The organism is Bacillus sp. B19-2 (genome assembly GCF_022832475.1).
In the GTDB taxonomy this organism is placed as follows: domain Bacteria; phylum Bacillota; class Bacilli; order Bacillales; family Bacillaceae; genus Bacillus; species Bacillus paralicheniformis.
The window spans coordinates 238,851-257,564 of sequence record NZ_JALHKQ010000004.1 but is presented as its reverse complement, the minus strand read 5'-3'; the positions used below and the strand labels follow the sequence as shown (position 1 = coordinate 257,564).

The following is an 18,714-nucleotide window of genomic DNA, read 5'->3' as shown; positions in this document are numbered from 1 at the left end:
AGATGTCTGTTGCAGCTGAAAATAAAACGTATTTTAACTTTATCAACGGCCGCTGGGTGAAGGCTGAATCGGGCGGGATGGAACAGAGCTTGAACCCGGCAGATACGCGGGATATCGTCGGGCTTGTGCAAAAATCTTCGATTGCGGATGTAGACCGGGCGGTTGAAGCGGCCATGCAGGCCAAAAAGGCGTGGAAAAAGCTGTCGGGAGCGGAGCGCGGTCAATTTCTTTACAAGGCTGCTGATATCATGGAACAGCGCCTCGATGAAATTGCCGAGTGTGCGACGCGCGAAATGGGGAAAACACTGCCTGAAGCAAAAGGAGAAACAGCGCGGGGAATCGCGATTCTCAGATACTATGCCGGAGAGGGGATGCGGAAAACGGGCGATGTGATTCCCTCGACCGACACATCCGCTTTCATGTACACCGACAGGGTGCCGCTCGGCGTCGTCGGCGTCATCTCGCCGTGGAATTTTCCCGTTGCCATCCCGATTTGGAAAATGGCGCCTGCCCTCATCTATGGAAACACGGTCGTCATCAAGCCGGCTACGGAAACCGCAGTCACCTGCCTTAAAATTATCTCGTGCTTTGAAGAAGCAGGGATTCCGTCAGGCGTGGTCAATGCGGTGACAGGACCGGGATCATCGGCCGGCCAAAGGCTTGCCGAACACCCGGATGTGAACGGAATTACATTTACAGGGTCGAACCAAACCGGAAAAATCATCGGCCGGACGGCGTTTGAAAGAGGGGCGAAGTACCAGCTTGAGATGGGAGGCAAAAACCCGGTGATCATTGCAGATGACGCCGACCTTGATAGTGCGGTTGAAGCGGTCATCAGCGGCGCGTTCCGGTCGACGGGTCAAAAGTGTACGGCGACAAGCCGCGTCATCGTCTTAACCGGTGTTTATAACCGGTTTAAAGAAAAGCTGCTTCAACAAACAAAAGAAATTACAATCGGCGACAGCTTAAAAGAAGATGTCTGGATGGGACCGATTGCGAACAAACAGCAGCTTGACAACTGCCTCTCCTATATTGAAAAAGGAAAGCAAGAAGGCGCGGACCTCATTTTCGGCGGCGAGAGGCTGGCAGATGGAAAATACGAAAACGGCTATTATATCAGGCCGGCCATTTTTGATAACGTCACTTCCGCCATGACGATTGCCCAAGAAGAAATTTTCGGACCGGTCATCGCTTTAATCAAGGCGGATACACTTGAGGAAGCTTTGGAGACGGCCAATGACGTTAAATTTGGCCTGAGCGCCTCGATTTTTACGCGAAACATCGGTCGAATGCTGTCATTCATAGATGAAATCGAAGCGGGGCTCATTCGAGTCAACGCCGAAAGCGCCGGTGTCGAACTGCAGGCGCCATTCGGAGGCGTTAAACAATCGAGCTCGCATTCACGGGAACAGGGGGAGGCAGCAAAAGAATTTTTTACAGCCGTGAAAACCGTATTTGTCAAACCGTAAATCAATCGTTTCGGTACAAATGAATAAAGGAGAAGATGCTATGAAAAAAAATCGTGCAGCCTCCCCTCATTCCGCGGGGAAAAGAAGTTCTGTCCGCTGGTTTGTCGTGTCTATGCTGTTTCTCGTCACATCCATTAATTATGCCGACCGTGCGACACTTTCGATCGTCGGCGATTCTGTGCAGCATGAGCTTGGGCTGAGTTCGGTGGCGATGGGGTATGTCTTTTCCGCATTTGGCTGGGCGTATGTTGTCGGCCAAATTCCCGGAGGCTGGCTGCTCGACCGCTTTGGGTCGAAAATTATCATCGCCGCCAGCATCTTCTTTTGGTCATTGTTTACCCTTTTGCAGGGTACGCTTGGCTTTTTCGCCGCGGGAACGGCCGTTATCCTTTTATTTGCGCTCCGGTTTCTCGTCGGTCTGTCAGAAGCGCCGTCCTTTCCGGGCAATGGCCGGGTGGTGGCTTCCTGGTTTCCAAGCTCTGAACGCGGAACAGCATCGGCAATCTTCAACTCAGCGCAGTACTTTGCACTTGTCATTTTTTCACCGCTGATGGGGTGGCTCGCCCACTCATTCAGCTGGCATACGGTTTTTGTCATTATGGGTGCTCTGGGGATCGCGATGTCGTTTATTTGGCTGAAAACGATTTACGAACCAAAAAAACACCCGAGAATCAATGCCGCCGAACTGGCGTACATCGAAGAAGGCGGCGCGCTTGTCTCGATTGATGAGGGAAAGAACGCGGAAAAGAAGGAAAAGGAGTCGCAATGGCCTTACATTAAGCAGCTTTTAAGAAGCCGGATGCTGCTCGGGGTGTATATCGCCCAATACTGCATCACAACGTTGACCTATTTCTTTCTGACCTGGTTTCCGGTCTATCTCGTTCAGGCACGCGGCATGTCGATCCTTGAAGCGGGTTTTGTCGCATCGCTTCCTGCAATCTGCGGATTTTTAGGAGGATTGCTGGGCGGGTTCGTGTCAGACTTCCTTTTGAAAAAGGGCTGCTCGATAACGGTTGCCAGAAAAACGCCGATCATCTTCGGCATGCTGATGTCCTGCTCGATGATCATATGCAACTATGCAGATTCCTCCTGGCTAGTCGTTTCCATCATGTCGCTTGCCTTTTTCGGAAAAGGATTCGGCGCGCTGGGCTGGGCGGTTGTGTCAGATACCTCGCCAAAGGAGTGTGCCGGCTTGAGCGGCGGCATCTTCAACACCTTTGGAAATATTGCGTCCATCACGACGCCGATTATCATCGGATATATTGTGAATGCGACAGGCTCATTTAACGGAGCGCTTGTGTTTGTCGGAGCCAACGCGATTGCCGCGGTATTAAGCTATCTGTTTCTCGTCGGGCCGATCAAGCGAATCGAACTGCAGAAAGAGGATGATCCTGCGGACACCACTTTATCCATATGAAATGTAAGCGCTTTAATAAAAGGGAGGAGGCTCAATCGATATGAATACAAACATCCATCAGCATGAAAAAGAGGAGAAAGCATCGCAAACGCCTTCCATTGCCGACATGCGGGTTATACCCGTGGCAGGGTGCGACAGCATGCTTTTGAATTTGAGCGGAGCTCACGGCCCCTTTTTCACACGGAATATCGTGATTTTAAAAGATTCATCAGGCGCTCTCGGTGTTGGCGAAGTCCCGGGCGGCGAACGGATCCGCCAGACGCTGGAGCAGGCGAAGCCGCTTGTCATCGGTCAGCCGCTTGGCGCTGTTCAATCGATTTTGCAGTCTGTAAGGCGTCGTTTTAAAGACCGGGATGCCGGAGGGCGCGGGGTGCAGACCTTTGACCAGCGGACGATGATACACGCAGTGACAGCATTGGAAGCGTCTTTGCTCGATTTGCTCGGAAAATTTCTCGGCGTCCCCGTGGCGGCGCTCTTGGGGGAAGGCCAGCAGCGGGAAAAAGTAAAGATGCTCGGCTATTTGTTTTACATCGGCGACCGAAAGCGCACAACGCTTCCCTATATGAGTGAGCAAGAGGCAAGTGACGACTGGTTCCGCCTCCGCCGCGAAGAAGCGTTGACACCCGGGGCGATCGTCCGTCTTGCTGAAGCAGCTCAAGAACGATACGGTTTTCACGATTTTAAATTAAAAGGCGGCGTCCTTTCGGGAGAAGAAGAAATCGAGGCGGCATCCGCTTTGGCAAAGCGGTTTCCCGAGGCGAGAATCACCCTTGACCCGAATGGCGCGTGGTCATTGGAAGAAGCGATTGCACTTTGTAAGGGAAAACGGGATGTGCTCGCCTACGCGGAAGACCCTTGCGGAGCGGAAGCCGGATACTCGGGTCGGGAAATCATGGCCGAATTCCGCCGTGCGACAGGTATTCCGACAGCGACGAATATGATTGCGGCAGACTGGCGGCAAATGGGGCACGCGATACAACTGCACGCAGTTGATATACCGCTGGCAGATCCGCATTTCTGGACGATGCAGGGATCTGTCCGCGTTGCTCAAATGTGCCATGAATGGGGGCTGACGTGGGGTTCTCACTCCAATAACCATTTTGACGTCTCACTGGCCATGTTCACCCACGTTGCCGCAGCAGCTCCCGGCGACATCACGGCGATTGATACGCATTGGATATGGCAGGATGGACAGCGCCTCACAAAACAGCCTTTTTCAATCGCTGACGGCTATGTCCAAGTTCCTGATCAGCCGGGGCTCGGCATTGAAATCGACATGGAACAGGTGGAAAAAGCAAATGAACTGTATGAGAAAATGACAGCAGGCGAGCGGAATGATGCCGTTGCCATGCAGTTTTTAATTGAAAATTGGCGTTTCGACCCTAAACGCCCTTGTCTTGTTCGATAATTGCGGAAACAGCGGTTTGAGAGGCCCCTAGCCGACATTGTCATACGCGTTATTTTGTCTTACAATATGAACAACTGAAAGGGGGCCCACAGTCGTGGAAGAAGATATGGAAACATTGCAGGTTGAATCAGTCAATCGCAAGACATTGGCAAAACAGGTTGTAGAACGAATCGTCCATTTATTATCAAGCGGCCAATTGAAACCGGGGGACAAACTGCCGACGGAGATCGAGCTCATGGAAAAGCTGAATGTCAGCAGACCCGTTCTCCGCGAAGCTTTAATATCACTCGAAACGCTCGGAATTATTAAAAGAAAAACCCGGGACGGCACGTATTTTAATGATAAAATCGGCATCCAGCCGTTTTCTGTCATGCTGGCTTTGGCGGTCGATAATTTGCCGGCCATTATTGAAGCGAGGATGGCGCTGGAACTCGGGCTTGTCACGATCGCTGCAGAAAAGATCAATGACAGTCAGCTCGAAAGGCTGCAGGAAACGATCGATATCATTGCAAACAGCACGGATAATCATTATGGAGAAGCGGATAAAGAATTTCACCGGATCATCGCTTTGAGTGCGAACAACCCGGTGCTTGAAGGCATGATTCAATCACTCTTGATCACACATGCGAAAATCGACAGCCAGATTCCATACAGGGAAAGGGATCGGACTGTCGAATATCATACGAATATTTTGAAAGCCCTTCAACAAAGGGACCCATACCAAGCCTATCACCATATGTATGAGCATTTAAAATTTGTACGTGACAAAATACTGAATGGTCTTCGTGATGAAAAAAACAATCATTAAATTGTTTGACAGCGCTTTCTAACATGTACCGCGGCGGGAGAAGGGCTGCGGAAAGGCGCTGATCGAAAAGGGGAGTTGATCAATCCTTATGCTTGTCAATCAAACTGAAACCCCGTTGTACATTAAGGTGAACGAAAAAGACAATGCCGCCATCATCGCAAATGCCGGCGGACTGCCGAAAGGGACGGTGTTTCCTTGCGGGCTTAAACTGCAGGAGCGAATTCCTCAAGGTCATAAAGTGGCTTTAACGAACATTACACAGGGCGGAGCCGTTATTCGCTACGGTGAAGTTATCGGCTATGCCGTCAAACCAATCGAAAAAGGCGGGTGGATTTCCGAGTCGCATATCATGCTTCCGGAAGCTCCGCCGCTCGATGAACTGCCCATCGCCAACAAAGTTCCAAAACCCGCTCCCCCTCTTGAAGGGTACACATTTGAAGGGTACCGGAATGAAGACGGGAGCGTCGGCACGAGAAACGTGCTGGGCATCATGACAAGCGTGCAATGCGTCGCAGGCGTTCTCAATTACGCAGTTAAACGAATTAAAGAGGAACTGCTCCCAAAATATCCGAACGTTGACGGTGTCGCTGCATTAAATCATCAGTACGGCTGCGGTGTGGCGATTAATGCGCCGGAAGCCAAAATCCCGATCCGAACGATTCAAAATATCGCCAGGCACCCTAATTTCGGCGGAGAAGCGATGGTGATCGGACTCGGCTGCGAGAAGCTCCTTCCGACGAGGATAGAGCCGGAAGGAGACGCTGAAAACATTCTTTCATTGCAGGAACGGCAAGGGTTTCAGCAAATGATACAATCGATTATGGAAATGGCCGAAGAGCGCTTAAAAAGGCTGAATGAACGGAAGCGGACGACATGTCCCGCTTCAGACCTGGTGATCGGCCTTCAGTGCGGTGGCAGCGACGCTTTCTCAGGGGTGACCGCAAACCCCGCGGCGGGATATGCGGCTGACTTACTCGTCCGGGCAGGGGCGACGGTTTTATTTTCGGAAGTCACCGAAGTTCGCGATGCCGTTCATCTCCTAACACCGCGCGCTGTCAATGAAGAAGTCGGCCGCGCCCTGATTCGGGAAATGGCTTGGTATGACCGCTATCTGGAAAGAGGCGAATCAGACCGAAGCGCCAATCCGTCGCCAGGGAACAAAAAGGGCGGGCTGGCAAACGTTGTCGAGAAATCGCTCGGATCAATCGCGAAATCGGGAAGCAGCCCGATCAATGCCGTACTCGCGCCTGGTGAAAGGGCTGTACAAAAGGGACTCACTTTTGCAGCGACACCTGCAAGCGATTTCGTATGCGGCACCCTGCAATTGGCTTCGGGCATGCATTTGCAAGTATTTACAACCGGAAGGGGAACGCCGTACGGCCTTGAAATGGCTCCGGTTATGAAAGTGGCAACCCGGCAGTCGTTATCAGAAGATTGGCGCGATTTAATCGACGTTAATGCCGGACGGATCGCAACAGGTGAAGCTTCAATAGAAGAAGTCGGTTGGGAAATTTTCAAGACGATCCTTGCCGTCGCAAGCGGAAGGAAAACATGGGCGGAACATTGGGGACTCTCCAATGACTTGTGTTTATTCAACCCCGCGCCTGTGACTTGATCGAAAAGCACCTTGATATAGGTGCTTTTTTAATTGAAACAAGAAGTAAGAAGTGGTTCTTTTTTCATATTTCCTCTTTGGTAAACTAAACCGCAGTACCTTTCGGAATCTTGGCGCATCAACCATACTGCCTGTTTTTTCAGAGGGATGGCATACGATTTGTAGGGTAGGTGATTCTTATTTCCTATTTATCTAATTTATTCCATGATGTAACATAAAAAAGTATCATTTTCAAGCATGTCATTCGCATTAAAATGAAGTGCTTGCAGCTTAACTTAAAAGCCCTTGGAGGTTTAATAAAATGAAAAAGATGATGATATTGTGTTTTTCTATAATACTAATCTTTACAGGAGGATGCAGTATGAACGACAGCCAAAACGGCAAGAACGGCAATCAAGAAGAAGCGGTGAAGCCGAAAGATATGAACCCGAAAGACCTCCCGCAGGTTCCGGCGTTCCAGGATGAGAAAACAAGAGAATACATGGCATCAACAAAGGAAGTCGAGCCCGGCTATTATTTGCTTGAGTCTAAACTGAAAGGGTTTACGATGATGTTTCCGGAGGATGGGAAATATGATGACAATTTATCCTCTCTCGGAAAAAATGAAGAGATAATCTCTTTTTATAGCTACAATGAAAAAACGAATGTTTCTCTTAATGCTTCTGTAGAATATTACCTAAATCAATCATTCATCAATAATCCAAATGAAATGTTAGAACAAGTGAGGGAGGAAAATGGATATAAAGGACAATTTGAAAAGTTCGAGGAAAAAGATAAGGATATTTATTTTGCGTATATGAAAACTGTTCACGACGATACAAATCAAAAAAATAATGAGACTCATTCCTATATTGGTTATGTAAATAAACAGAATTATGTTGGTATACAATTTACATTTGACTTTACTTGCCTAAAGAGTTCTAAACCTTGTTCACTTGATGTTGATTCTGCTGAAAAGAAAGCTAAGAAGTTAGTCAAATCCATCGTATTTTTAGCTGATAAGGAGAAATAGGATGGCAACTAAAAATATATTTGAAAATGAAAATGTGAAACTTCGTATAATAAACCTGGAATACAGCTATAAAAATAGGTTTGCTTCAAATAATCCAAATGAAGTGAAAAAAGCTAAAGACAATTTCGAGGCAGATGTTCGCAGAATTTATAAAGAGGAAACAAATCATGAACTTCCAGAAAATATTGAGATTTTTACGTCAAAAGAAATTCTAGAACATAGTAAGGATAAAACAATCAGTCAATCAGGCTATGATGGAACGGCTATTCATATAAAGGATAAGACAAAACATATCGATCAGCTCCACATTATTTCCGAGGGCAGCGCCGATAATGAAGATTGGAAATATAATTTCTTTGGATTGTTTTTGGGAATGGATAACAGACAATATAAGGCTACAAGGGAATTTTCAAGGGCCTCCAAGAGAAAAGCCAGTAACTCTAAAGAGTTAAAAACCTATGCTATGGGCCATTCTCTCGCAAACAATAACCAAGTTTTAGTGCAGTTAGTAAATGGTGAATTTGATGAGGTTTATGGTGTAAATGGGGCCCAAATAAGTGTAGATCATTTATTGTTGATTGATAAGAAAATGGCAAGGGAACTAAGAAAGAAGTATCAAGTAAACGATTTATCAACAATCCCAAAAGACAAACTCAAAAAAGCCATCATCAAATACTACAACGACAAAGGCGTTACAGCCAACATCACCCAGCGCATTTCCAGTGATGATCCGCTCTACGGTGTCAGCGGGAAGGCTGATTTTATTACATTCGGCGATGTGAAGATGACGAACACACACCCGGATATAAAAGGATTCCGAAGTGTCATTGATCATATTCCTGATGAAGATGTGAGCAAACTGAAAGGGTACTTTCAAAAATATGCGGCTGATTATCGAAAGGGCGGCATTCAGGGTTTTGCTATGGAAGCAATCGGCGTAGATATGGATTTTTTAAACGGAATCATGAATGAAGAGGGTACAGCTCAGCAAATAGCATATTGCTTGAAACATCCGGCCCGCCTCTTGAATATGGTGGGTGCACTTGATAAAAAGCTGCCAGAGTTCAAAGAATTTTTTGCGAAAGTTAAGGCCTGCAGCGGCCCTGTTCTCAATCAGCTTGAAGCAAACGGTTATATTGATGAAGCGAAAAAGAAGACTATCCAAAAAGACATTGCAGAAGTAGAGCGACTGACTGGCAGGCTGGACGTTTTATATGAAAAGATCAAATTTCTTGTCGACTGGAAGACTGTCATATTTACTCTAAATAATAGACAACTCTCTCAATCATTAATGAAAAATTTAATCGAATTTTATTCAACTTATAAAGCATTGGAAGAAGCCTTGGGCAAACTGGATCAAGATACAAAAGACCTTCTCAATCTTATTGGCGAAGGCCACAGCATCACCCCGCTTCTAAACGCCCTATCCAAAAAGAAAGGCATCAGCTACAAAGGAGGAGACATCTATTTTTCTAAGAAAGGCAAGGACGGAAAAGAGATAAAGGTAAACCTGTCATCTGCCATCAGGATTTACCAGGCGGGTATGGCCGCCATTTCAAAGATTGAGGCTGAAATTGAACGCTACCAACGTGTTTTCCACCATGAAATCCACGATCATTTCGCAACTAAAAAATCTGAGTTGACAAAAGCCATTCATGACATGGAAGCCAATCCTTCCCGCTACCAATTCGACATTCAGTTCAAGCTTGCCTCAGGCTTCGCCGGATCAAACGGAAAGCTGAATAAAATCGTCGTCCACGACTCGTACCACACGGCCCCGCTTCCTCAGTGCGACGGCGTCATCAGCGAATTAAAAAAGCAAACCTCCAGCAAAAAGAAATTTGTAAAAAGCATTCGCACCAGCATTGAAAAATTGTTCGATGAAGATGAGCAAATTTCGGCGTTGTTTGATTTTAAGGCATAGGGGAGGGAGATTAAGATGGTAAAACCGTTATTGGAGGAAACTGAAACAGTTTCAGCGACATATATGTTTTTAAGCAGTATTTCAGCAAAGAATACAGCGGCCCGGCTGAACGCTCCGCTGAAAAGCGTTTTAAAAGAACTGAAAGAATTTGATAAAATGCTAAAAAGCGAAATCGAAGGGCAAAAAGGCATGATGATCACGAAAATTAAAGAAGAATTAGATCACAAAAGTGAAAGCCGAAAAACCGTCATCACCCGGATGAAATCAGACAACGAGCAGTTTGCAAACAGTTATCATGACATTATTGAAACTTTGCGGAAGCAAAACGTAACGCTTCACTATAAAAAGAATAAGCCCCTTGATCAATAAAAGATGACATGTGTTTGTTCAACCCCGCGCCTGTGACTTGATCCGTGTTAGTGAGAAAGTAGATTGGTATCGGTCAAAAGAACTGATACAAGAGGATTCAATTAAAAATATCAATTAATTTTTGTAAAAAACACACGTTTTTCAATTACAATGAGTGTAATTGTACGTGTGTTTTTATGTTGAAAAGGATGGGTGAACAAGATGCAGCGCATATTGCTTATTGAAGATGATCATTCGATCAGTGAAATGGTCGATCATTATTTAACAAAAGAAGGATTTGAGGTCGTGCTTGCTTTTGACGGAGAAGAGGGCGTTTGCTTGTTTCAGCAGGGCAATTATGATGTGATTCTGCTCGACATCATGCTTCCTAAACTGAACGGGATGGATTTTCTGAAATTGATCCGTGAACAGAGCAAGGTTCCGGTTTTAATGATTTCTGCAAAAGACGGGGATGTCGATAAAGCGCTGGGGCTGGGCTTTGGTGCGGATGATTATATTGCCAAGCCGTTTTCGATGATCGAACTGACCGCAAGAATAAAAGCCGCCATTCGGCGCGCAACGCAGTATTCCGCCAGTGAGCCGGCAAATCAAAAACTAGTACGTGTTCACGAGCTTACGATTGATATAGAAAATGTATCCGTACAAAAAAATGATGAACCGCTTCAGCTGACATCGACGGAATGGAAGATGCTGACCTTGTTTGTGACAAACCCTAAAAAAGTATTCACAAAAGAACAAATCTATCGTTCGGTTTGGAATGAGGATTATTTTGGCGATCAAAATATTATTAACGTCCATATGAGGCGCTTGAGGGAAAAGATAGAGGATGATCCTTCCTCTCCGCAATATATTAAAACGCTTTGGGGCATCGGTTATAAATTAGGAGAGTTTTAGGATGATAATGTTATGGATTGGCATGCTGATGATTTTGGCGTCTCTCAATATCGTTCAATATAAAATGAAAAAACAGCGGGACCAAAACTTGAAGTACATTACGGAAAAGCTCAGTGTGATGCTAAATGAGCAGGCGGCTGAGCAAATTTTATTAGGAACGGATGATAAAGTACTGCGGGATCTGCTCGTGCAAATGAACCTGTTTGTTGAGGAGCGTCAGCGCATAACTGCCCGTTTTGCAAAAACGGAGCAGTCAATGAAACGAATGCTGACCAATATGTCTCATGATCTGAAAACCCCGCTGACCGTTGTGCTCGGATATATCGAGGCGATTCAAAATGACTCGGACATGGCGGAAAAAGAGCGTGAAAGGCTGCTGGAAAAGCTTTATCAAAAAACAGGCGAAATCATTCAGCTGATGAATTCTTTCTTCGACTTGGCCAAACTTGAGTCAGAAGATAAGCAAATACTGCTCACGAAAATACATATCAACGAAATATGCAGAAAAAACATTCTCCAACACTATGACGCCGTTCAGGCAAAAGGTTTTAAAGCTGTCATCGACATCCCGGATACCCCGGTTTATGCACATGGAAATGAAGAAGCGCTTGACCGGGTTCTGCAAAACCTTTTATCAAACGCGATTCAATATGGTGCAGATGGAAAGCTGATCGGATTGTCCCTTACATATGATGACACGCAGATTGTCATTACGGTATGGGACCGTGGGAAAGGGATTGGCGAGTATGATCAGCAGCGGGTGTTCGAAAGGCTGTACACCCTTGAGGAATCGAGAAATAAAGCGTTCCAGGGAAGCGGGCTCGGCTTAACAATTACAAAAAGGCTCATTGAGAAAATGGGAGGGGACATCTCTCTCCAAAGCAAGCCGTATGAACGGACGGCGTTTTCCATTACGCTAAAACGAATGACCTATTAGCAAACGTAAGAATTTCTTAAGAAACAAGAAATAAAAAAGACAGCGTCTATCGCTACAATAGACACATAGCAGAGACAGGAAAGGGGAGACAGAGTTGACTTACATCGTACAAACAAGCGGGCTTACCAAGACATTCAAAGGTCAGGAGGTTGTGTCAAATGTAAGCATGCATATACGAAAGGGAGAAATATACGGTTTTCTCGGCCCGAACGGAGCCGGGAAAACGACCGTCATGAAGATGCTGACGAGCCTCGTAAAACCGACAAGCGGGGAAATCAATATTCTCGGGCATAAGCTGACAAATCAATCATACGAGATTCTCGGCAAAATAGGCAGCATGATCGAATACCCGATTTTTTATGAAAATCTGACAGCCAATGAAAATTTAAATCTGCACTGTGAGTATATGGGATATCACAATAAAGCCAAGATTCAGGAAGTGCTGGACATGGTGAATTTAAAAAATATCGACAGCAAACCTGTCAAAACATTCTCGCTTGGTATGAAGCAGCGTCTTGGAATCGCGCGTGCCATTCTCACCAAACCTGACTTGCTCATCTTAGATGAACCGATTAATGGCCTTGATCCCATCGGGATTAAAGAAATCAGAAACTTATTTCAAGTATTGAGCAAAGAATATGGAATGACATTGCTCATCTCTAGCCACATCCTGAACGAAGTAGAGCAGATTGCAGATACAATCGGAGTGATTCGGGACGGCAGGCTTGTTGAAGAAGTATCAATGGAAAGCGTAAGAGGCCGGAACACAGAGTACATTGAACTCGTGACGCCGAATCAATTGCGGGCTTGCTTTGTGCTTGAACATGAGCTTCAAATTGCTAATTTTAAAATACTAAATGAGCAAACGATCCGAATTTATGATGCGGAAGCTTCTCAAGCAGCTATTTCTAAAGCTTTGATCTTGAGTGATGTAGAAATTGAGTCCATGAATAAAAAGCATACTTCGCTTGAGGACTACTTCCTAAGCTTAATCAACGGCAATGCGGCCAGCGCGTAAGGAGGCGGAGAAACTTGCTGAATTTAATAAGAATCGAAATGAGAAAGATGAAGCTTGGCTGGTATGTACGCGGAGCCGTCTTTGCCAATTTGATCATTCTCGGTTTTCTGTGGATGGTGACCTTCACAGAAGGCAAGGATACGTTCCAAACGATTGATGAAACATTTCTTGTGATCGGCACTTTCGTCAGAGCGGTTTTTATTGTTTTCGGCGCTGTATTGATCTCAAAATTGGTGATTTCAGAGTTTAAAAACAAGACAATACTTGTGATGTTTACGTACCCGATCAACCGAAAACAACTGCTGGCCGCTAAACTGCTGATCGCAGGCGGGCTGACTTTCATTACGATATTGATATCAAATGCATGCGTTGCCGCTGGTTTTTTTCTGCTGAACTCAATCTATGGGGTCATCCCCGGCGAATTAACAGCTCATATGGTTTCTCAGCAGGCTCTGAAAATGATTGTTTTTGCTTTTGGCGCCGCAGGGACGAGTTTAGTACCCATCTTTTTCGGAATGCGGAAGCACTCCACTGCGGCAACGATCATTTCGTCTGTCGTGATCAGCATGCTGATCAGTTCCACAAGCCCGGGCTTTTCCATTTCTTCAATTGTTTATATTCCTTTATCTTTGGCCGCTGTCGGTCTGTTTTTTTCCTTTTTGGCAGTAAGGCGGATCGAAAAAATAGATGTATTCTAACGGAGTTGAAGTTCAATGCTGAATTTAATTAAATTGGAGTTTAAAAAAACAAAACTGGGGTGGTATTACAAAGGTGCAGTGATCGCAAATCTATGCATACTCGGTTTTTTATGCCTGATCGGGTCGGAGGAAAAAAACCTTACTCAAGGCCAAATGGCGATGGCTGACGCGGGATCCACGCTGCTGCTTCTTGGAACTTTTGTGAGGTCTGTGTTTATTGTCTTTGCAGGCGTGCTGATTGCCAAACTGATCATCGGGGAGTATAAAAACAGAACCATCACGGTCATGTTTACATATCCGGTCAGCCGAAAAAAACTGATCGCGGCAAAACTGCTGCTCACCGGCGGATTGACCTTTTTGACAATGATCGTGTCCGAATTGATTGTTGCAGTTATTTTCTCGCAGCTCAATGATGTCTATCAATTCAGCCCGGAAAAACTGACGATGCAAGCTATAGGAAATGAGATTGGCAGTATGCTCATTTATGCTGCTTCCTCGACAGGACTGAGTTTTATTCCATTATACTTTGGAATGCGCAAACAATCAGTTCCTGCCACCATTGTGACATCCTGTATTTTGACCTCGCTGATCGGTCAGCAAAGTCCTGGATTCTCAATTGCTTCTATTATTTACATTCCTGTTTCATTGGCTGTAATCGGGATTGTTATTGCGTTTTGGTCGATCCGAAAAATTGACCGGGAAGATGTATTATAATTGATCAAGTATATCGTAAAGGTGCAAATTGACGGATTCCAGGCATTTACCTATACTTGAAGAACTGAAACAACAAGGAAAACGGGTGAACATGTCATGGAATTTGAAATTCGCTATATTTCTTTTTACGTCATTCAGGTCGACGGCAAGGATGAGCAGGCCAACAAGCAATATAAACATTTTCAGACGCTGGATAAAGAGGAATTTGAAACCAGCGAGCTGAAGGATTTCTTAGACGGGGAATTGAAAAAAATCGTGAAGCGGAAAGCCGAACGCCACCCGAAATCAGAGCAGGTGCCGACGAAAATCGGCCGCTTCATCACAGAGCCGGGGCATGAGCTTGATTCTAATCCGAACTACAATCTGTTTCACAAAACAAAACTGGCGGAGACAAAGGAAGAATTCAATGAACTGAGCGAACAGTTCGTCCGCACATACCTCGACACGAGCGCCGTCAGGGGAGGCGTTTTTTTAGTGGCGACAGCCGTACCGCGCAAATACTTCGATGATACATTTGTCTTTGTCATGAAGTGCGACTTTGAACCGAAGGTCGCTTCGATCGCCGATGAATCATCGTTGATCCGCAAGGTCGAAATGGCGATCACGACGAAAAACATGAAATCGATTCAGTATCCGCACATGCCTGAAGAGGGCATGACAGAGGAAAGCGAAGTGAAAATCCACCAGGCCTCACACGCCCGCTACTTTGAAGACTTCTTAAAATTCGTCGAGTACGGCGAGTCGATGCCGGAAATCATGAAGTCCCAAGTGATGAACATGGTGCAGGAGCATGTGTACGAAGCATTTGAAGACAAAAGCGAAGAACTCCAGCAGTTTGAACACGACCTCGAAATCTGGGAAGCGAGCGAAAAGCGGGAGATTCAGGAACGTCTCGACACCCATCAAGTCATCGAAGCATCCGCCCAGATCGTTGAGCACATGCCTGAGGCAGAGCTGAAAATGAAGCTGGGAGAAACCGAGATTAAAGGACTGCTGGCCGAATTCGGCGACTCGATCCACCTTGCCAAGGTAAACGGCCGCTACGTCGCGCTGATAGAAGCCGAGACGATTTCCTTTGAGAAGGGCAGTTCTCCGGTGGAATTTTATAAACCTGAGGGGCTGCATGAGGTGATTGAGCGGATACGGAATAAAAGTGACAGGGAAGATGAGAAATAAGGAAAGGCATCCGTTTTTTCGGATGCCTTTTGATTTTTCATCCAAATTGATGAGGCTGCTATGTAAATTACTGTTTAATAAGGTTAATATAAACATAATTAAGCCGATATAGGGATTATAGAAAGAATTGAGGAGAGGTACCCAATGCGTCTCAATAGTCAATACATCCGTACACAGCTGCTGGTCCAGAATATGTTGAAAAGGAATCCGGCTGATACAACTGTAAAAAATGTCTCTTCCGATATCACTGCCCTTGTGAAGAAGGCCGGCAGTCAAGCAGGAAGACCATTGAAGGAAAGTTTGAGTAAGCTGAACTACTCAAAGGACAGTATTGTGAATCATGCCGAAGCTTTCAGGCGCGCATACGAAGCAGCAAATGATCAAACTGTGGCAGAAACGAAGATCAATGCCCAAAACCCCTATGAGTCAGAAAGTGATATCAGGAAAAAAATCTTAGATGAAAAATACAGCAAAATAAATGCACTGAACAAAACGAAACCTGACCCTTTAGGCTATATTAAGGATAAATACAAAAATTCCAATTCCCCTTATTTCAGAAATGACCTGTCGGCAGCAGAAAGACAAGCTGCATATGACAATGAAACGGAGTGGCTGTTCAAAGGAAAAGCGCAAAACTATAATATGCAGGATGCCGCGTTTCGAAATGTGAATTTTAATGGGGAAGTAGAGGCGGAGAATGAGAAAATATATCAGCGCAGCCAAGTCAACAAACAGCTTCAAGCGCTGCTGGATCAATATCATATTGCCATTCCTGCGGATACGGCGCTCACCTTTACAATTTCACCGATTGATTATCAAGTAAAGGTGAGCGGAACAGATGATGAGCAGCTTATCCATCAACTTGAACATATTTTGCAATCAGGAGAAAACGGCAAACAGTTATTTCTGCATATCATGAAAAGCTTGAGCAGCGATTCAGCCCAATATTCCAAAGAAGCGCAGCAAAAATATCAGACGGTTCGCGAGATATATGAGGTGACAGGCTATCACCTGAAGGACTTGGAAGTGGTTGATGGCCGATATGTAACTCCTGACGGTCGTGATTTGTTAGATGTGTATAAAGAAGAGCTGGAGAAGGACCCTGTCCAAAAGAAAACGGCTCATTTCGCAATCGCTCATTATGGAGCAGAGCTGAACAGACTTGCGGAAGCCGGATATGATTCTGTTCCGGATTTTATCTTATCTATTGACTACAGCAACGGATCTTTGCGGGATACAGGGCAAAAGAAAAGCTATGGAACCGGGGATACGGCTTGGCTAAGAGAATTAAAGCGGCGAACGGGTGTGAATCATTAATTTAAAAGGCAGGAACGCGCCCCTTTTTCCGCTTCGATAGCAAATTTTCCTTTATCAGGATCATTTTCTGAATAATTGAATTTTGCGTTGCGGGTCATTCCAAAACCTGTTAAAATAAGGCTAACTTTGATGAACGGAGGGATTTCCCAAATGGCATACATCAGATTCCGATTGAACTTTGTCCTCGCTAACTAAATCGTGAACAAAGTCTCTGCCTGTGTGCAGGGTAATCGGGATCAGTCTGCCTGTTTTTAGGGGACCCTTATGCAATAACAGAGGGAGAGGCGCGGATTCCAGCGCCTCTTTTTTTGCCTTTAAAAATAGCTGATCTGAAGCTTGCCTTCAGTTTATTTGTCATATCTTTTTTCCGTTTACTTTCCAGCGCAGGCAGACGACCTGTGCTTTTTTTTATTAATAACCTTCAGTAAAGGGGAAAATCGTATATGACAACTGTAAATGAGCAAATTGAACATACATTAAAACTTGCGGAAAAACACGGCCTTCGGCTGAAACGAAAGGATGCGGAAATCAACGAGTCCGGCATGGATTTTCAAGTCGTCTTTGCCGAAGATGAAGCAGGTAAGAGATGGGTGTTGAGAAAACCGCGGCGCGACGATGTGATTGAAAGAGCGATGTATGAAGGGAAAGTGCTGAAGCTGCTGCAAAACCGCCTTCCTGCCGGAGTTCCGGATTGGCGCATTCATACCCCCGAACTGATCGCATATCCGGAGCTTCCGGGGGTTCCTGCCGCAGTCATTGACATGGAGATGAAGAATTACGTTTGGAACATGGATCATGAGCCCCCGGCTGAAGCCTTTGTCAAATCATTGGCGAAAACGCTCGCGCTATTGCACGGCATCGATCATAAGGCAGCAGAAGAAGCGGGCATGCATGTGATGAATCCGGATGGCGTCAGGCAGTCAAAAGCAGAGCAGATGGAACAGATTAAAAGAGAGCTCGGGGTCAGCGGCGAGCTCTGGGAAAGATGGCAAAAGTGGCTGTCCGACGACTCGTATTGGCCTGAACATACCGCGTTTATCCACGGCGATTTGCATCCCCCGCATATTTTGATTGACCAGCATCAGAGCATAACTGGGCTGTTGGATTGGACGGAAGCAAAAATCGCCGACCCGGCAAAAGACTTTCTTTTATACATGACGATTTTAGGAGAAGCCGAAACCGCCCGGCTCATCTCTTATTATGAAAAAGAAGGGGGCCGGGTCTGGCCGCGGATGAAAGAGCATATTACGGAATTGCAGGCCGCCTACGGCATTGAAATCGGCATGTTCGCCCTGCAGACAAAGCAAGAAGAGCACTTGAAGATGGCGCTGGACGCGCTTGGGGTCAGACAATAAAAAAGGGCTGTCGATTTCGGTCGACGGCCCGTTTCACATTATAATTTTTTCAATCATAGCAAAAAAAACCTTTTTTTCTTCTTCTGACAACTTGTCGAAGAGCTTGTCGATCAAGGCCTGGCGGTTTTCCACCATTTGTGCGGCGATCCTTGTTCCTTCTTGTGACAGTTCGATCCAGACGGTGCGCCGGTCATCGTTATTTCTCGACCTGATCACAAGGCCCTCTTTCTCCAAATGGTTCAGAGCTGTTGTCGTTGCTGATGGAGACAGGGCAACCTCCTGTAAAATCTCTTTTATCGTACATGTTTCGTGTCTGTAAATGATACGCAAAATAAACCCTTTGCCGCTCGTGATACTTTTCGGAATCGTTTCTTCGTCCAATTTCTTTGAAGACCGCAAATATTTCGTGAAAGCATGATCCAATAGATTCGCTTCAATCCGATGGTGATTCATGAAGGTTTCCTCATTTCCGACATCGTGTAGTAGATCAGCCATTTCAAGCTGACCAAACAAACATAGGTCTATTTTATCATAAGCGAATGCTCCGCAAAAAACGATTTTATGAATTTTAACATGAGTCATT

The 18,714-nt window shown here is 45.7% G+C and carries 17 protein-coding genes; 16 read left to right on the top strand and 1 reads right to left on the bottom strand.

Annotation, left to right across the window (positions count from 1 at the left end; translation table 11 throughout):
- The first annotated feature begins 2 nt into the window (after window positions 1–2).
- The 16 genes from gucD (at window position 3) to MST20_RS17140 (ending at window position 18,131) form a co-directional block, all read left to right on the top strand.
- Entirely contained in the window at window positions 3–1,469 is a 1,467-nt protein-coding gene (gene gucD / locus MST20_RS17215) for an alpha-ketoglutaric semialdehyde dehydrogenase GucD (RefSeq protein ID WP_243943741.1), read from the top strand.
- Between the two features lie 40 nt (window positions 1,470–1,509).
- On the top strand, window positions 1,510–2,886 hold the full coding sequence (locus MST20_RS17210; protein WP_243943740.1) for an MFS transporter: 1,377 nt from the start codon (window positions 1,510–1,512) through the stop codon (window positions 2,884–2,886).
- A 40-nt stretch (window positions 2,887–2,926) separates the two neighbouring features.
- The gene (gudD, locus tag MST20_RS17205) at window positions 2,927–4,294 is read left to right on the top strand and encodes a glucarate dehydratase (RefSeq protein WP_243943739.1); all 1,368 of its coding nucleotides are present in this window, start codon (window positions 2,927–2,929) and stop codon (window positions 4,292–4,294) included.
- A gap of 106 nt (window positions 4,295–4,400) precedes the next feature.
- Window positions 4,401–5,102 carry a FadR/GntR family transcriptional regulator gene (locus tag MST20_RS17200; RefSeq protein WP_154495802.1) on the top strand — a complete coding sequence of 234 codons (702 nt, stop codon included), beginning with the start codon at window positions 4,401–4,403 and terminating at the stop codon, window positions 5,100–5,102.
- Window positions 5,103–5,190: 88 nt separating this feature from the next.
- Window positions 5,191–6,717 carry a galactarate dehydratase gene (garD, locus tag MST20_RS17195; RefSeq protein ID WP_279600133.1) on the top strand — a complete coding sequence of 509 codons (1,527 nt, stop codon included), beginning with the start codon at window positions 5,191–5,193 and terminating at the stop codon, window positions 6,715–6,717.
- Window positions 6,718–7,018: 301 nt separating this feature from the next.
- Window positions 7,019–7,729 (top strand): lipoprotein YvcA, encoded by a 711-nt coding sequence (locus tag MST20_RS17190; RefSeq protein WP_243943738.1) that lies wholly within the window; start codon window positions 7,019–7,021, stop codon window positions 7,727–7,729.
- Window position 7,730: 1 nt separating this feature from the next.
- Complete coding sequence (locus tag MST20_RS17185; RefSeq protein ID WP_243943736.1) at window positions 7,731–9,653, top strand: DUF6792 domain-containing protein; 1,923 nt, start codon at window positions 7,731–7,733, stop codon at window positions 9,651–9,653.
- Window positions 9,654–9,668: 15 nt separating this feature from the next.
- Window positions 9,669–10,022, top strand: coding sequence for a hypothetical protein (locus tag MST20_RS17180; protein WP_243943734.1), 354 nt, complete (start codon window positions 9,669–9,671; stop codon window positions 10,020–10,022).
- 213 nt (window positions 10,023–10,235) lie between these two features.
- Complete coding sequence (locus MST20_RS17175; RefSeq protein WP_243943889.1) at window positions 10,236–10,916, top strand: response regulator transcription factor; 681 nt, start codon at window positions 10,236–10,238, stop codon at window positions 10,914–10,916.
- Between the two features lies 1 nt (window position 10,917).
- Complete coding sequence (locus MST20_RS17170; RefSeq protein ID WP_243943732.1) at window positions 10,918–11,853, top strand: sensor histidine kinase; 936 nt, start codon at window positions 10,918–10,920, stop codon at window positions 11,851–11,853.
- Window positions 11,854–11,947: 94 nt separating this feature from the next.
- Complete coding sequence (locus tag MST20_RS17165) at window positions 11,948–12,871, top strand: ABC transporter ATP-binding protein (RefSeq protein ID WP_243943730.1); 924 nt, start codon at window positions 11,948–11,950, stop codon at window positions 12,869–12,871.
- Between the two features lie 17 nt (window positions 12,872–12,888).
- Window positions 12,889–13,569: an ABC transporter permease gene (locus MST20_RS17160; RefSeq protein ID WP_243943887.1), complete on the top strand. Its 681-nt coding sequence runs from the start codon at window positions 12,889–12,891 to the stop codon at window positions 13,567–13,569.
- A gap of 15 nt (window positions 13,570–13,584) precedes the next feature.
- Window positions 13,585–14,283 (top strand): ABC transporter permease, encoded by a 699-nt coding sequence (locus MST20_RS17155; protein WP_243943727.1) that lies wholly within the window; start codon window positions 13,585–13,587, stop codon window positions 14,281–14,283.
- Window positions 14,284–14,379: 96 nt separating this feature from the next.
- A complete protein-coding gene (locus tag MST20_RS17150; protein ID WP_243943725.1) occupies window positions 14,380–15,459 on the top strand; it encodes a DUF3900 domain-containing protein in 1,080 nt (359 codons plus the stop codon).
- A 144-nt stretch (window positions 15,460–15,603) separates the two neighbouring features.
- Window positions 15,604–16,776: a DUF4885 domain-containing protein gene (locus tag MST20_RS17145; protein ID WP_243943724.1), complete on the top strand. Its 1,173-nt coding sequence runs from the start codon at window positions 15,604–15,606 to the stop codon at window positions 16,774–16,776.
- Window positions 16,777–17,219: 443 nt separating this feature from the next.
- The gene (locus tag MST20_RS17140) at window positions 17,220–18,131 is read left to right on the top strand and encodes a macrolide 2'-phosphotransferase (protein WP_243943722.1); all 912 of its coding nucleotides are present in this window, start codon (window positions 17,220–17,222) and stop codon (window positions 18,129–18,131) included.
- Between the two features lie 33 nt (window positions 18,132–18,164).
- On the opposite strand, the gene MST20_RS17135 is transcribed toward MST20_RS17140, so the two are convergent.
- Complete coding sequence (locus MST20_RS17135; protein ID WP_243943720.1) at window positions 18,165–18,584, bottom strand: MarR family winged helix-turn-helix transcriptional regulator; 420 nt, start codon at window positions 18,582–18,584, stop codon at window positions 18,165–18,167.
- Window positions 18,585–18,714 lie beyond the last annotated feature (130 nt).